The 14,071-nt window shown below is 62.3% G+C and carries 15 protein-coding genes; 4 read left to right on the forward strand and 11 right to left on the reverse strand.

What is annotated here, in order from left to right; genetic code table 11:
- Position 1 precedes the first annotated feature (1 nt).
- Positions 2 to 325 carry an acylphosphatase gene (locus tag RBH20_RS08045; protein WP_373567952.1) on the forward strand — a complete coding sequence of 108 codons (324 nt, stop codon included), beginning with the start codon at positions 2 to 4 and terminating at the stop codon, positions 323 to 325.
- A 46-nt stretch (positions 326 to 371) separates the two neighbouring features.
- A complete protein-coding gene (locus tag RBH20_RS08050) occupies positions 372 to 1,814 on the forward strand; it encodes an NAD(P)H-hydrate dehydratase (protein ID WP_306707314.1) in 1,443 nt (480 codons plus the stop codon).
- A 7-nt stretch (positions 1,815 to 1,821) separates the two neighbouring features.
- Here RBH20_RS08050 and hflX read toward each other — a convergent pair whose 3' ends face one another.
- Both hflX and katG read right to left on the reverse strand, forming a co-directional pair.
- Positions 1,822 to 3,132 (reverse strand): GTPase HflX, encoded by a 1,311-nt coding sequence (gene hflX / locus RBH20_RS08055; RefSeq protein ID WP_306707316.1) that lies wholly within the window; start codon positions 3,130 to 3,132, stop codon positions 1,822 to 1,824.
- Positions 3,133 to 3,317: 185 nt separating this feature from the next.
- The gene (gene katG / locus RBH20_RS08060) at positions 3,318 to 5,513 is read right to left on the reverse strand and encodes a catalase/peroxidase HPI (protein WP_306707318.1); all 2,196 of its coding nucleotides are present in this window, start codon (positions 5,511 to 5,513) and stop codon (positions 3,318 to 3,320) included.
- Positions 5,514 to 5,717: 204 nt separating this feature from the next.
- On the opposite strand from katG, the gene RBH20_RS08065 reads away from it, so the two are divergent.
- Positions 5,718 to 6,065 (forward strand): FUN14 domain-containing protein, encoded by a 348-nt coding sequence (locus RBH20_RS08065; protein WP_306707321.1) that lies wholly within the window; start codon positions 5,718 to 5,720, stop codon positions 6,063 to 6,065.
- Positions 6,066 to 6,080: 15 nt separating this feature from the next.
- Here RBH20_RS08065 and RBH20_RS08070 read toward each other — a convergent pair whose 3' ends face one another.
- The 7 genes from RBH20_RS08070 to RBH20_RS08100 all read right to left on the reverse strand — a co-directional run bounded on the left by RBH20_RS08070 (position 6,081) and on the right by RBH20_RS08100 (position 10,169).
- Positions 6,081 to 6,809 carry a ribosome assembly factor SBDS gene (locus RBH20_RS08070; protein ID WP_058995435.1) on the reverse strand — a complete coding sequence of 243 codons (729 nt, stop codon included), beginning with the start codon at positions 6,807 to 6,809 and terminating at the stop codon, positions 6,081 to 6,083.
- Between the two features lie 86 nt (positions 6,810 to 6,895).
- Positions 6,896 to 7,678, reverse strand: coding sequence for an archaeal proteasome endopeptidase complex subunit alpha (gene psmA, locus RBH20_RS08075; RefSeq protein WP_306707323.1), 783 nt, complete (start codon positions 7,676 to 7,678; stop codon positions 6,896 to 6,898).
- Positions 7,679 to 7,680: 2 nt separating this feature from the next.
- Complete coding sequence (locus RBH20_RS08080; RefSeq protein WP_306707325.1) at positions 7,681 to 8,166, reverse strand: Rpp14/Pop5 family protein; 486 nt, start codon at positions 8,164 to 8,166, stop codon at positions 7,681 to 7,683.
- Positions 8,167 to 8,276: 110 nt separating this feature from the next.
- Positions 8,277 to 8,699: a DUF2391 domain-containing protein gene (locus RBH20_RS08085; RefSeq protein WP_306707327.1), complete on the reverse strand. Its 423-nt coding sequence runs from the start codon at positions 8,697 to 8,699 to the stop codon at positions 8,277 to 8,279.
- Between the two features lie 144 nt (positions 8,700 to 8,843).
- Positions 8,844 to 9,551 (reverse strand): RNase P subunit p30 family protein, encoded by a 708-nt coding sequence (locus RBH20_RS08090; protein ID WP_306707329.1) that lies wholly within the window; start codon positions 9,549 to 9,551, stop codon positions 8,844 to 8,846.
- On the reverse strand, positions 9,551 to 9,976 hold the full coding sequence (locus RBH20_RS08095) for an RNA-binding protein (protein WP_306707331.1): 426 nt from the start codon (positions 9,974 to 9,976) through the stop codon (positions 9,551 to 9,553). Before RBH20_RS08095 ends, RBH20_RS08090 begins: the two co-directional genes overlap by 1 nt.
- Before the next feature lie 7 nt (positions 9,977 to 9,983).
- On the reverse strand, positions 9,984 to 10,169 hold the full coding sequence (locus RBH20_RS08100; protein ID WP_004515500.1) for a hypothetical protein: 186 nt from the start codon (positions 10,167 to 10,169) through the stop codon (positions 9,984 to 9,986).
- Between the two features lie 641 nt (positions 10,170 to 10,810).
- On the opposite strand from RBH20_RS08100, the gene RBH20_RS08105 reads away from it, so the two are divergent.
- Positions 10,811 to 11,380 carry an NUDIX hydrolase gene (locus RBH20_RS08105; protein ID WP_306707337.1) on the forward strand — a complete coding sequence of 190 codons (570 nt, stop codon included), beginning with the start codon at positions 10,811 to 10,813 and terminating at the stop codon, positions 11,378 to 11,380.
- Between the two features lie 18 nt (positions 11,381 to 11,398).
- On the opposite strand, the gene RBH20_RS08110 is transcribed toward RBH20_RS08105, so the two are convergent.
- Together RBH20_RS08110 and thiC are read right to left on the reverse strand one after the other, a co-directional pair.
- The gene (locus RBH20_RS08110; protein WP_306707339.1) at positions 11,399 to 12,223 is read right to left on the reverse strand and encodes a hypothetical protein; all 825 of its coding nucleotides are present in this window, start codon (positions 12,221 to 12,223) and stop codon (positions 11,399 to 11,401) included.
- A 296-nt stretch (positions 12,224 to 12,519) separates the two neighbouring features.
- Complete coding sequence (thiC, locus tag RBH20_RS08115; protein WP_306707341.1) at positions 12,520 to 13,962, reverse strand: phosphomethylpyrimidine synthase ThiC; 1,443 nt, start codon at positions 13,960 to 13,962, stop codon at positions 12,520 to 12,522.
- Positions 13,963 to 14,071: the final 109 nt, after the last annotated feature.

The raw sequence follows: 14,071 nt of genomic DNA on the forward strand, positions 1-14,071 counted from the left end.
CGTGGCGGAAGGCGACAGTATAACGGAGGCCGCCGGCAAATCCTCGGATATGACTCGCACGCGAGCACACGTGTTCGTCTCCGGTCGTGTTCAGGGCGTCTATTACAGAGCGACCACACGGGAGCGCGCACAGGACCAAGGAGTCAACGGGTGGGTCCGGAACCTCGACGACGGCTGTGTCGAAGCAGTGTTCGAAGGCCCTGAAGCCGACGTTGAGGCGATGATCGAGTTCTGCCACGAGGGGAGCGACCGCGCGAACGTGACCGACGTCGAAGTCGAGTACGAGGACCCGGAGGGTGTCGACGGCTTCGAGGTCCGCTGGTAGGCCGCCGTCCCGTAGAGTTACTTCACTGGCGGGCGAACCCGCGGATATGCTCACCGGCTCCGAAATGGGTGTCGTCGATGAGAACGCTGCCGCGCTCGGTGTCCCGCGTAAGCAGTTGATGGAGTCGTCCGGCCACGCCGTCGCACGGGCGGTCGGTTCCATCGCTGATCCCGGCGAACAGGTCACTATCGTCGCCGGACGGGGAAACAACGGTGGGGACGCGCTCGTCGCCGCCCGTTTCCTCGACGACTACGACCTTCGCGTCTTGTTACTTGGGCGTCCGGGTGCCATCTCGACGACGATTGCCAGAGAGAACTGGGAAGCCCTCCAGCACGCTGAGTACCCGACAGAGACGGTCAGAGATTCTTCGGCGCTAGAGCTTGGAACCCCCGATGTCGTCGTCGACGCGATGCTGGGCACGGGTATCACCGGCGACCTCCGGGAACCGGCGGCGACGGCTGCCACAAGCATGAACGAGAGCGACGCGACCGTCCTCTCTGTCGATGTCCCGTCCGGCCTCGACGCTGAAACAGGGCGGCTGGCCGAGAACGCTGTCGACGCCGACCACGTCGTCACGTTTCATGACACCAAGCCCGGCCTGCCCGCCCTCGACGTGCCGGTCACCGTTGCCGACATCGGCATCCCCGACGCGGCGGAGCTGTTCATTGAGCGAGGTGACCTCACGCGACTCGAACGTGACCCGGCGAGCCACAAGGGCGACAACGGCGAGGTGCTGGTCGTCGGTGGCGGCCCGTACACCGGTGCACCGGCGCTCACGGCACAGGCCGCCCTCAGAAGCGGGGCCGACCTCGTTCGAGTCGCCTGCCCCGCTGTCGTCGCTCGCGAGATCCAGTCCTACAGCGAGAACCTCATCCTCAGACCCTTCGACGGGGATCACCTCGCGCCGCCGCACGTCGACCGCCTCGCCGAACTGGCGGCAGACCACGACACGCTGATTGTTGGACCGGGGCTCGGAGATGCCGACGCGACGCTGGATGCTGTTGCGGACCTGCTGTCCGGATTCGAAGGAACGGCCGTCGTCGACGCCGACGCGCTGTCGGTAGTCCCGGACATCGAAACGGACGCGGAACTCATCTGCACACCCCATCAGGGCGAACTGCTCGGTATGGGTGGTGAGACAGCCGAGGACTGGCAGGAACGGGCGGACGTAGTGGAGTCCTTCGCGGCGGAGGTCGGCCAGACGCTGCTAGTCAAAGGTCCGTACGACATCGTCTCCGATGGGGAGCGGACCCGCGTGGGCCGGACGGGCAATCCGGGAATGACGGTCGGCGGAACCGGCGACGTGCTCGCAGGTGTGACGGGCGCACTCGCCTCCGTTCAGGATCCACTTGATGCGGCTGCCATCGCCGCCTACACTGTCGGCAGTGTCGGTGACCGCGTCGTTGACGACCGCGGCTACGGACTGGTTGCGACGGACTTGCTAGACGAGATACCAAGTGTTCTGTGGCAGCGAGAAGCAGAGCCGTAGATCGTAATCAGGCCGACGCACCGACCAAGTCCCCCGCTTTCGCCCGGGACTGCTCGATGATTGCCGGCCGCGCCTCGAACTCGATGACTACCTGGTCGCCGTAATCGACCGTCTCGACGCTGGCGTGGTCGTGAATCCACGAGACGAGACTCATCGTATCGTCGGTCATCGGGAGGACGAGCCGTTCGTGCTCGTAGTCCGGCAGTTCGTGGTCGATGCGGTCCGTGAGGTCATCCATGTTGAGCCCCTGTTTGGCGCTGACGGCGACGGGGTTCGGGGCCAGCGACGAGAGTGCGTCTTTCTTGCGACGGACCTCCTCGTCGTCAACCATGTCGGTCTTGTTGAGGACCGTGACGATGGGGGCTTCGTTGCGCTCGTACAGCGTATCGTGGCTCGTCACCAGTTTCTCCCGGATTTCCTCGACCGATTCGGAGACATCGACAACGAGCAAGACGAGATCGGCGTGATACACCGACCCCAGCGTGGACTTGAACGACTCGACGAGCCAGTGCGGGAGGTCCTGAATGAACCCAACCGTGTCGGTGACCAGCACTTCGCGCTTCCCGACTTCGGCGCGGCGAGTGGTCGTCCCGAGCGTCGTGAACAGGCGGTCCTCGCTCTCTGCCGTGGTGTCGAGGTCAGGATGGAGGTCGTCGTTCTCGTCAACGTCGAGGTCGTCAGCGAGGCGGCGCAGGAGTGTTGATTTTCCGGCGTTGGTGTAGCCGGCGAGGGCAACGAGGTCGAAGCCGGACTCCCGGCGCTGTTCCCGACGGTGTCGCTCGGTCTCCTCGATGGATTCCAGCTCGTCCCGGATGTTGGCGATCTGCTTTTTGATGTCCTCTTCGCGGGACTCGTCGTACTCGCCGAGGCCCATGAACCCCGGGCGCTCGTCGCGTTTGGCCAGGCTCGCCTTGGCCTCGGCACGCGGGAGTTCGTAGCGTAGCTCCGCGAGTTCGACCTGCAGCTGGGCCTTTCGAGTCTGGGCTCGCTGGCCGAAGATTTCGAGGATAAGCCGGAAACGGTCGATGACGCGCACTCGCTCGGGGAGTTCGTTCCCGATGTTGTACGTCTGGTACGGGCCGAGCTGGTTGTCGAAGATGACGACAGCAGCCTCTTCACGGGCGACCGCGTTGCTCAGTCGGGTTACCTTCCCCTCGCCGAGGTGGTACGCCGGGTCCTCCGTTCTGGTCTGTGTCACTTCGCCGACGACATCGTACCCGGCCGCCCGGGCGAGGTCCCGGATTTCTGTCGTGTCGGCGGTGCCACTGTCGACGCGCTTCGCGATGACCGCTCGTTCGGTGGTGTGTGTCGCCGTCACTCGTTGTGAAGATACGGCGTCCGATTATTTAACCCCCCGGGCGGCTCGCAGTAACGTCCAGTGCGCCGGCGGAAAGCGGTAAAATGGCAGATACTGAAGGGCAGCGGCGGTTGGTTACTACCTTCTGACCGTTCTGTCTCGCGATAGCTGGATACAGCCACCACGGCGGTGGCGTTCGCTCCGGCCTATTCGAGGTCGAAGCGGTCGAGCTTCATGACCTTGCTCCACGTGTCCACGAAGTCGTGGACGAGCGTCTCTTCCGCGTCGGCAGAGCCGTAGACTTCCGAGATGGCCCGGAGCCGGTCGTTCGAGCCGAAGATGAGGTCGATGCGTGTGGCTTCCCACTTGACCTCGCCGGTGTCGCGGTCGAGGCCCTTATACCGGTGTTCCGAGTCCGCTGCGGGCTCCCACTCCGTGCCCATGTCCAGCAGGTTCACGAAGAAGTCGTTGGTCAGCGTCTCCGGTTCGTCGGTCAAGACGCCGAGGTCGGTGTCCTGGTAGTTCGCACCGATCGAACGCATGCCGCCGATCAGCGCCGTCAGTTCCGAGGCCGTCAGGTTCAGCAGATCCGCGTTGTCGACCAGCACTTCCTCGGCTGGTCGCGTGATGTCGTCCTGGATGTAGTTTCGAGCCCCGTCGACCTTCGGCTTGAGGGCGTCGAAGGAGGGGGCGTCGGTGTGTTCCGGCCCGGCATCCACTCGGCCGGGTTCGAACGGGATTTCGACATCGTAGCCGGCGTTCGCTGCTGCCTGCTCGACGGCCGCGTTGCCGCCCAGCACGATCAGATCAGCAAGCGAGACCTGCGTCCCGTCGGAGCGTGAGTCGTTGAACTCTGTCTGGATGTTTTTGAGCGTCTCCAGAACCGTCTCCAGCTGCTCCGGCTCGTTGACTTCCCAGTTCTTCTGGGGTTCGAGTCGGAGACGAGCGCCATTGGCGCCGCCGCGCTTATCGCTGTCGCGGTAGGTCGATGCTGACGCCCACGCGGTCTTGACGAGCTGGGTGATGGAGAGATCCGAGTCGAGGATTTCTTCCTTGAGCTCGGCGATTTCTGCGTCCCCGATGAGGCCGTAGTCAGCGTCCGGGAGCGGGTCCTGCCAGATCATCTCCTCGTCAGGAACCTCCGGACCGAGGAATCGCTCGGGCGGCCCCATGTCGCGGTGGGTCAGCTTATACCAGGCCTTCGCGAAGTTCATCCCGAACTCCATTGGGTTCTCCTGGAAGGTCTCCATGACCTCTCGGTAATCCGGATCTTGCTTCAGGGCGATATCCGTCGTGAGCATCATCGGCGTCTGCTTCTCGGACGGATCGTGGGCGTCCGGCACGCTGTTTTTCAGCTCCTCGCTCTTGGGGGCCCACTGCCACGCGCCACCGGGACCCTTCTCCGGTTCCCACTCGTAGTCAAGCAGGTTGTTGATATACCCCATGTCCCACTCAGTCGGCGACTGGGTCCACGGGCCTTCGATACCGCTCGTAATCATCTCGCCGCCCTTGCTGTTGCCGTTCTTGTTCTGCCACCCGAGGCCCTGTTGCTCGATTGGGGCCGCTTCCGGCTCGGGACCGAGGTTCTCCTCGGGGTCGTCAGCGCCGTGAACTTTGCCAAACGTGTGTCCGCCGGCGATGAGCGCGGCTGTCTCTTTGTCGTTCATCGCCATCCGGTCGAACGTCTGCCGGATGTTCTTCGCCGACGCCTCCGGGTCCGGGTTGCCGTCCGGCCCTTCCGGGTTCACGTAGATGAGACCCATCACAGAGGCACCGAGCCCTTCTTCGATTTCGCCCGGCTCGTCGAAGCGCTCCTGGGTCTCGAACTCGTCTTCTGGCCCCCAATTGACAGCCTTATCCTCCTCGAACGCATCCTCGCGGCCGCCAGCGTAGCCAAAGGTCTTGAATCCCATCGACTCGATAGCGACGTTCCCTGCGAGGATCATCAGATCGGCCCAGGAGATCTTGCGGCCGTATTTCTGTTTGATCGGCAGGAGCAGCCGTCGCGCCTTGTCGAGGTTCGCGTTATCCGGCCAGCTGTTGATCGGTGCAAAGCGCTGTCGACCGCCAGCCGCGCCGCCGCGACCGTCGGCGGTCCGGTACGTCCCGGCACTGTGCCAGGCCATCCGGATGAACAGTGGCCCGTAGTGGCCGTAGTCAGCCGGCCACCAGTCCTGGGAGGACGTCATCAGCTCTTCGAGATCCGACTTCACCGCTTCGAGGTCGAGCTTCTGGAACTCTTCGGCGTAATCAAAGTCATCCTCCATCGGGCCGACATCCCGGGTGTTCTGGTCGAGGATTTCGAGGTTCAGCTTATTTGGCCACCAGTCCTGGTTAGATTTTGGTCGCTTCGAACGTCCGCCTGCGGCACTGCTCATATCGGAATTCGGTGTTTCTGCCATCTTAACAGTAAGAAGGATTCGTCCCTCGAATACAAATCTTTGGATATGAGTAAAGAAATAGCACCGTGTGAAAAATAATTCCCTGAGTTCTTTGGGACACCCGGGTAGCAACGATGCCACATCTCTGTAGCAGAAGCTGTGTATAACAGTGAATGCGCCAAAGGGAGCACAAAGGATTTAAAAGCAGGCGGTCAGGTACGCGGTATGGGTGAGTTCGTACTCCAACTAGATGGGTTGGGCCTCCAGCAGATGGGCCTCGAATTCGGTGGTGGCGGCCTTATCGGCGGGATCATCGGGTTCGCCGCCAAGAAGATCGCAAAACTCATTGCCGTCATCGTCGGCATTGAGCTGGCGCTGTTCAAGTTCCTTGAGACACGCGGCATCCTGCAGGTGAACTGGGACGCAATAGGCGGGGCCGCACAGAACGCAACTGGCACTGCCGGGAACGCGACGGCGACACAACCACCGTCCTGGATCACGTCGCTGCTCTCGGCCCTGCCGGTCAGCGCCGGTTTTACGGCCGGGTTTCTCGTCGGATTCAAGAAGGGGTAACGCGACGTCGCGGCGTCAGCCGCGTGTACTGATATCGTCTTCGTCTTTGATGATTTGGGTCTCCGCCTCGCCGCTTGTGTGCTCGTTCACCACGTCATAGAAGTCGTTCTGCAGGCCGGCCGGGAACGTCATGACGCCGACCCACGAGCCGTCGGACTGCCACTCCTCGCGTTCGAGGTCGCCGAACTGACGGATCTGTGCCTGGGCGCTCCCGGCGTAATCCGCGGGGACCTGCACGGCGACGGTGACCTCATCAAACCGGATTGGGATGACTGGTCGGAGCGCATCGAGGGCGTCGTCGACCTGCGCCTCGACGGGCTCCATCGGGTCAACTCTGAAATCCGTTTCTTCGAGGGCGGACTCGATTCGCTCCGGCGGGTGTGGCGCGTCGTCCATCTGCGGATTGACCGCGTTACGCGTAATCCGCTGGATGAGCTGTTTGTGCTTTTGTTCCTGCATTTCACGGCGCTGGTCGGCCGTGATCTGAATCTCTCCCCGCTTGATAACTTCGGGAATGATAGCCATCGGATCGGTCGTGTCAAACACCTCTTCGAGCATATTCTCGGGCGGTCGGTCCCCTCGCGAGGCGTCCTCGAACACGTCCTCCGCCGCGATAACGTCCTCAAGGTCGTCGTCGAAGTCATCACGTTTTATCGCCAGCGCAGCGTCCGGATCCACCAGTACCTCGAACCGTTGACCGTGGGATTCGAGGCGCGCCGTCACCGCCTCGTCAAGCGATATCATACCCGTCGGTAGCAGTGGGCCAGTTAAAGGCCTTACTGCGTGGTCGGACAAAAAAGTCCAGTCGCCCGCGAGGGCCGCCGGAAGAGTTACTCTTCGGTGGCGTCTTCGTCTTCGCCTTCGTCGTCCACGTCTTCGCCGGTATCAAGCAGATCAGCCTCTGCGAGGTGGGTCTCTTTCTCCTCGTCGGTCAGCTGACCGAATGTCTCCGTTTCCACGTCAACCGTAGCGACGCCGATGCCTTCCGGCGTGAGTCCGTCTTCGTTGACCGACGCGAGGGCGGCCAGTGCGAGGTCGACGCCCTCGTCAAGGTCCATCCCTTCGTCGTAGTGCTCTTCGAGGTAGTCCCGGATGTCGCCGCGGTCGGCCCCGACGGCGAGGGCCTTCCACTCGTAGGGCGTCCCGGAGGGATCGGTCTCGAACAGGCGCGGCTCGCCGTTGACGATGCCGCCGATGATGAGGGCGACACCGAACGGGCGCGCGCCACCGACCTGCGTGTACTGCTGGATGTAGTCGGTGATTTCCTTGGTGAGGGTCTCGACGCCGACCGGCTCGCCGTAGCGGAGCTGGTTCACCTGCGCCTGTCGGCGGGCGAAGTCGATGAGCTGTCGGGCGTCAGCGACGTGGCCGGCCGAGGCGATGCCGATGTGGTCGTCGGCCTTGTGGATCTTCTCGACCGAGGAGCGCTCCATCAGCGGCGATCGGATGCGCTTGTCCACGGCGAGAACGACGCCGTCGCTTGTTCTGACGCCGATACTTGCTGTGCCGCGTTTGACCGCTTCGCGGGCGTACTCGACCTGGTAGAGGCGTCCGTCCGGCGAGAAAATAGTGATCCCGCGGTCGTAGGCCTGCTGTTGATTTTGTCCCTGCATAGTTATCGGAAATCGAGTGCTGTCGCGCCGACGAACGCAACGTCGGAGGCCGTTTCGACATCGTAGCGCGGAGGCCGAACAGTAGCGCTCCGGTCTGCGTTCTCGAACACGACGTGTCTCTGTTCAGTGGATTCCGGCGGCCCGCGTATATACTTTTCTTCACAGGCACGCACGGTGCCGCTAATCCCCCGGACACGGACCCGAACGTCATCGTTATCGACGCTGTCCAGACAGGTCAGCGCGGCCCGTGCCGGGTCCGTCTGGCCGCGTCTGGTCCGGACGATAGCTTCGGCCGTGCCGTCGTAGCCGTGGAACTGGAGGACGGTCATATCTGTCTCGGCGCTGCCGGTGTCCCCCAGCAGGTTCTGGGCGGCGTACCACACCTCGCGCTGGAACGCCCGGCGACCGAAGGAGGCATTCGGCCACGTCTCGATACCGACGGCGAGATAGCGCCACCGGGGCCGGAGATGCTTTGGGAGGTGTTTCATACGCCAGCGTTAGCGCGGAGAACAATGAGCAGTGCGGTGTGGAAGTCGGCAGTAGTCAGCCCCGGTCACACAGCACAGTACCCCGAGAGACGAGTCGGTCCGGCATCGTGTCAGAACAGGCTATCGGTCGTCACCGCGCCGACGACGCTGAACACAGCCCCGACGCTGACGGCGCGGAACGTGACGACCATCTGGTCAGCCAGGGGAAGGTCACCCAGGAACTGGTCGGGAGCCGTGACCGCGATTGCGAGCGTTCCGACGGAGCCGAACGCGACAACCAGGACAGAGATGAATCGGACCGGGACGCCGGCGACCGCGGCTTCGCGTCTGGGGTTACGGTCGTTGTCAGCGCCGTACAGCCCGCCGTATCCGATGGCGGCGACAATACAGACGAGGAATACGTTGTGGAAGACGGTCATGTTCAGCGCCAGCGCCCACACCTCCTGGGTCACGACGAAGGGACCGGACAGCAGGAACCCGCCGACGATCTGTTGAGCCGTGTCCGCGAGCTTGTGCTTTTGTCGTTCTTTCATACGTCTCGTGTACTCCGGTCGAATGCAAACGCGTTCGGGTCAAGTCAGTCGGCTGACGTGCCGTGACAAAAAGCGGAAGCGAGCTACACCCGCGACATCCTACACAGAACCGATACCGTCCAGTGAGAGTGGTATCAGCGCCGGTTACTCAGTGTCGTCCCCGTCGCGTTCGAGTCGGACACCCGGTTCGATGACGGCGTCGCTTTGGCGTTCCCGGTTGCGCTCCACGACGCGGCCCCACTCTGCAAGGCCCTCCCGGACGGTATCAGCGTCGAATCCGATTGTCTCCCCGACGGCGATGATGTCCCGTGGGGCACGAATCTGGAGATGGGAGCTCGGCGACGCTGAAACGACAAAGGGTGCACCAGCGTCCTCGATGAGTTCTCGCAGTTTCCGCAGTTCCTTGATAGCCCGAACGCGACTGCCGCCGGAGGCCCGGAGCACCGGGCCGAAGTCGAACTCGACGCGGACACCGTTGTCGGCCGCCGCGTTCGCCAGCACGTGGTTGAAATCGCCGTCCTCACGCATCGGATGGGCGAGCACGTCGACGGACGGTTGCTCGACCGCGAACCGATTGATTCGGCGGTTGCCGCCGTGAACGACGACGACCGTTCGGTCGCTCCGGTAGTTTCCGACGAAACCGCTGGCCCGTGAGGGGTCGTCCGCTCGGACCTCGACGCCCACCGCGATATCGACCCCGTAGGCGTCGCTGATGGCCTCGGCGTCGTAGTCCGCTTGCTCGTCGCCGTGGTTCCTGACGACGATACCGTCGTATTCTGAATCGGCGGCCGTCAGCGCGTGTCGGGCGACAGTGCTGTCGCCGTCAGGGTGAGCGTAGACGGCCTCGTACATCACAACTCCTCTAGGAGTTCGCGGGCGTTTTCGACGGCCTTCTCCCGCTTTGCGGGGTAGGCCTCGACTTTCGCCCGGAGCGTGATGCCGTCGCCGCGTTCCACGCTCCCGCCGAACGCGGCCTGTTTGTCGAAGGTAAGGAAAAACGAGCAGTTGTCGTCGACCCGGTCGTCAAGTTCCGCACGCACCGCGTCGATGTCCGGCGCTGACGCTACTTGCGTGAGCACGTGCCGGATGTCGTCGGCGTTCTCGACGCGAGCCGAAAGGACGATGATCCGGTCGCCGTAGTGCCCCTCGCTCTGTGCGCGCTCAATAGGGTAGTCCTCAGGGAGGAACGTCCGGAGCGCTTCCTCGATACGCTTGTCGTCCTCTGTTGCGTAGCAGAAAGTCCGGAGGTCGACGTAGTGGAACGGAACCGACGACATTGTGGCCCTACTCGTCCTCGGCGGCTTCGAGGTTATCCTCGGGGACGCCCTGTTCCTGGCCGTCCTCGAAGGAAACCGTGTAGTTGGCGTCGCCGAACATCGTTTCGACGACCTGCGTGATGGTGCCTTCCTCGCCGTCGTAGTCGCTGTGCTCGTCGTGGAGAATAACGCTGTCGTCCTCTTCGAATGCCATACCCGGCGGTACTCGGTGGCTCGTCAAAAAGGGACTGATTCGGGTTTGCTCGGCCCAACCGCGGACGTAGTCAGAGAATGTACCTGTGACACGTCCTGTATGGACAAATCGGGACAGCGACAATCCACGGACAGCGTAGCTTGGGCGGTGTGTCGGGCAGCGATGACTGTTCACATTGTTCTCTATCGCTTCCGCTTCGAAAGGCCCGGCGTTTATTAGACTGGTCTAAATATTTTGTTAGAGGAATAGAATTAAGTACCGGGGAGCTCCACATTCGTATGCGTTCCGTCAACCACGGAACGCAAAGGCGTACAGATCGAATGGTTAGACGAACCGTCAGGTCGTCGCAATAGCCAAAGAGTTCCTGCTACACGGGAGCGTGGCTATCCTTGTTCGGACCTCTTCCCGTGTTTCGCTTCGAATGAGCCAGACCAGACGTGTATCCGTGTCTGCAACTTCCCCACCAGTGTCAGCAGCGCAACGGATACGGTGGCGAAACCGTCCAAGATCCGCCACGACAGCCGATCTGTCACAACAACTGTTATGGGACTCTCGAAACTACCAATCGACATGATCAATCCACCGCTTTCCCCCATCGAGACGCTTGTTTCGTCGAGGTGTCAGACACAGATAGGACACAGATGACGAGTGTCGACGACCTGTGGTTCCTCTCCGATAAGGCCTGTCAAACGGCCGAACAGACGTATCACGACCTCCGGAAGCGCTACACGGATTTTGTCGAGTTCACGCGCCACCGCAACGTCCCGCGGAATCGGTTCCGGGACGTGGCTACCGTCGCCCGGGACCACGGCGCACCATACGGCGCGCACACGCTGGCTTACAGACCCTCCGGCGAACTCCTGCTCGTCCGCCACGAGGGCGTCGACCTGTGGGTTCTGCCCGGCGGGGAGCTCGACGAAGGCGAATCGCTGCAGGAGGCCGCACTACGGGAATTAGGCGAGGAGAGCGGTATCGAGGCGACTATCAAGGGACTTGGGATGCTCGGGCGGATCGAGTTCTACTGCGACGGCAATATGGCCTGGGGCGTGCTGCCAGTGTACGAGGCGCACGCAGAGACGACCGACATTGCCGTCGACGACCCGGACCACGAAATCAGTGAGGCCCGGTGGTTCGACGAACTGCCGGCCGACACGCGCGACCGCGAGGAGATTTTAGAGTGGCGCGGACAGCGGTTTGGCGACGGGGCGTAAGCCACCGAAGCGGGGCCGTTACTCCGGCCCGAACGATTGCCCGTCGCGAGCGTCGGCGTTCATCCGGCGGATGGTCGCGCGGGCGTTGCTGGCGTCATAGCCGAACAGGACAGTTCCGGCGTACTCATCGGCCACCTCGACAGCCTTCGAGAGGTCGTCGACATCCACGTCGACAGCGTACAGTTCAATGCTGAACGAAGTCGAGAGGCGGTCCTGCCAGCCTTTCGCGAGAATCTCTAGCCAGTAGGTCGTCGAATACGCCATGTCATAGATAGGGACGACAAATTCATCGACGTACTCAGCGATATCGTCGACCGCGACGCCCGAGCGGGCTTCGAGGTGGCCGGGGTAGGGGTCGGGATACAGCGTGAGATACATCTTCCCGGGCACGCGCTCGCGAGCTTCGGCGACGAACTCCGTGATGACGTTGCTGCGCCAGGCCGACCAGTCCTCGAACTCGCTGTCGGCGAAGCGCTGCTCGCAACGGTCACAGTGGCAGTACTCGTCCCGGGGAAAGCCCACGTCGTCGAGGCGGACGTCCTCATTGACGGCGGCGGCCTCCTCAATGATGTCGAGCAGGCCCTCACGGTAGCGGTCGTGGGTCGGGCAGACGTACGTCCAGTCGAAGTAGGGCTGATTCCGTGTCGCCGGCGTCCCCTCGTCGTCGAACGCAAGCAGGTCCTCCTCGCTTTCGACTGCATTGTCGCCGAAACAGGATACCATGTTTACCGCGCCCGTAATCGGTTCGACAGCGCGGCCGGTCACATCCTTGACCTCATAGAACGCCCGGTCGAACTCGGACCACTCCGTCTCTTCCTCGTTACGGGTGACGACGCCGTACATGCACGCTGGTACGGCGGTTCGCCGGGTAAGGGTTCGGAAAGCGACGGCGCTGCCGCTGACAGCGCAGAAGCCAAAAAATACTACCGACCATCATGGGACCCGACCCAATACAATGCCGTTGAGGACCAGTGGGCAGGGCGGCCGGTAGTAGGTTCAGAGGGCGATACAGCCGATTCGCGCAGCGTTACCGCTTGACGACGTACACGAGGGCAAGTGCCATGACCGCGACGAGGGCGATGACTTTCTTTGACATCGTTTCAATAAACGAACACCGATTATAAAGAACTACCGCCGTGCTAATCGTCAGCACTCCCCTCTGTATCAGTGGGCATATCAGCGTCAGAGCCGGGGATGTCGGCCTCATCATGGGTACCGACCGGCGGCCGGTTTACTTCTGCCGCTGGCGAGTCTTCAATCGCAGTCCGGTCGTCAGCGTCGGCCTCAATCGACTCCATGTCGCCATCAGATCGTGCATCCTGATCGATACGCATCGAACAGAACTCTACGCCACACATCGAGCAAAAGCGCGCCTCCTTGTAGTTGTCACCGGGGAGCGTCTGGTCGTGGTACTCGCGGGCGCGGTCTGGGTCCAGCGCCAGGTCGAACTGCTCTCGCCAGTCGAAGGCGTACCGGGCTTCCGAGAGAGCGTCGTCCCAGTCCCGTGCCCCCTCGCGGCCGTTTGCCACGTCGGCGGCGTGCGCAGCGATACGATAGGCCGCAAGTCCGTCTCGCACATCGGATTTCTCCGGGAGGCCGAGATGCTCCTTGGGAGTCACGTAGCAGAGCATCGCCGCACCGGCACGGCCCGCCTCCGTCGCGCCGATAGCGCTCGTAATATGGTCGTAGCCCGGCGCAACGTCGGTCACGAGCGGGCCGAGCACGTAGAACGGTGCGCCGTCACAGGCCTCCTGTTGACGTTCGACTTGCTCGGCGACCTGATCCATCGGGACGTGGCCGGGTCCCTCGACCATCACCTGCACGTCGTGCTCCCAAGCGGTCCGCGTGAGTTCCCCGAGCGTATCCAGTTCGGCGAACTGTGCGTCGTCGCCAGCATCGGCGAGACAGCCCGGCCGGAGGCCGTCGCCGAGGCTGAAGGTCACGTCGTATTCGTGGAATATCTCACAGATATCCTCGAATTTCGTGTACAGTGGATTCTCCATCCCATTCTCCTCGATCCACTGGGCGAGAATGGACCCACCACGGGAGACAATCCCCGTTTTGCGGCCGTCAGTCAACGGCAAGTGTTCCATCCGGACGCCGGCGTGGATGGTCATATAGTCGACGCCCTGCTTTGCCTGCTTCTCGATGACGTCAAGCAGCAGTTCGTGGGTGATCTCGCTCGGGTTGCTAGCGCGCTTGACCGCCTCGTAGATGGGAACTGTTCCAATGGGGACCGGCGAATGCTCGACGTTGGCCGACCGTATCTCGTCGAGGTTACTCCCAGTCGAGAGGTCCATCACCGTGTCCGCACCGTAGTGAACAGCTGTGTGGAGCTTCTCCAGTTCGCCCTCAATATCGCTTGTCTCTTCGCTGTTGCCGATGTTTGCGTTGACTTTCGTCGCAAACTCCCGGCCGATAATCATCGGGTCAAGTGAGTCGTGGCCGACGTTTGAAGGGATCACCGCCTGTCCGTCAGCGACTTGCTGCCGGACGAACGCCGGGTCGACTCCTTCGCGCGCTGCGACTCGCTCCATCTCTTCGGTGACAGTTCCGTTCCGCGCTGCTGCCATCTGCGTCATAATCACTAGGTTATACTACCGGATTATAAAACACTGTGGTCAAACGCGTGAAAGACACCCTGTCAATACTGGGAACAACCCCAACACCGATGTACCCGAACGAGAAATG

This window comes from Haloarcula sp. H-GB4 (assembly GCF_030848575.1).
Lineage (GTDB): Archaea > Halobacteriota > Halobacteria > Halobacteriales > Haloarculaceae > Haloarcula.

Bases quoted from the DNA above. Each gene is read 5' to 3' on its own strand.
- RBH20_RS08050 (WP_306707314.1), top strand. From the start codon at position 372: ATGCTCACCGGCTCCGAAATGGGTGTCGTCGATGAGAACGCTGCCGCG.
- katG (WP_306707318.1), bottom strand. From the start codon at position 5,513: ATGGCAGAAACACCGAATTCCGATATGAGCAGTGCCGCAGGCGGACGT.
- RBH20_RS08065 (WP_306707321.1), top strand. From the start codon at position 5,718: ATGGGTGAGTTCGTACTCCAACTAGATGGGTTGGGCCTCCAGCAGATG.
- RBH20_RS08070 (WP_058995435.1), bottom strand. From the start codon at position 6,809: ATGATATCGCTTGACGAGGCGGTGACGGCGCGCCTCGAATCCCACGGT.
- psmA (WP_306707323.1), bottom strand. From the start codon at position 7,678: ATGCAGGGACAAAATCAACAGCAGGCCTACGACCGCGGGATCACTATT.
- RBH20_RS08080 (WP_306707325.1), bottom strand. From the start codon at position 8,166: ATGAAACACCTCCCAAAGCATCTCCGGCCCCGGTGGCGCTATCTCGCC.
- RBH20_RS08085 (WP_306707327.1), bottom strand. From the start codon at position 8,699: ATGAAAGAACGACAAAAGCACAAGCTCGCGGACACGGCTCAACAGATC.
- RBH20_RS08090 (WP_306707329.1), bottom strand. From the start codon at position 9,551: ATGTACGAGGCCGTCTACGCTCACCCTGACGGCGACAGCACTGTCGCC.
- RBH20_RS08095 (WP_306707331.1), bottom strand. From the start codon at position 9,976: ATGTCGTCGGTTCCGTTCCACTACGTCGACCTCCGGACTTTCTGCTAC.
- RBH20_RS08100 (WP_004515500.1), bottom strand. From the start codon at position 10,169: ATGGCATTCGAAGAGGACGACAGCGTTATTCTCCACGACGAGCACAGC.
- RBH20_RS08105 (WP_306707337.1), top strand. From the start codon at position 10,811: ATGACGAGTGTCGACGACCTGTGGTTCCTCTCCGATAAGGCCTGTCAA.
- RBH20_RS08110 (WP_306707339.1), bottom strand. From the start codon at position 12,223: ATGTACGGCGTCGTCACCCGTAACGAGGAAGAGACGGAGTGGTCCGAG.
- thiC (WP_306707341.1), bottom strand. From the start codon at position 13,962: ATGACGCAGATGGCAGCAGCGCGGAACGGAACTGTCACCGAAGAGATG.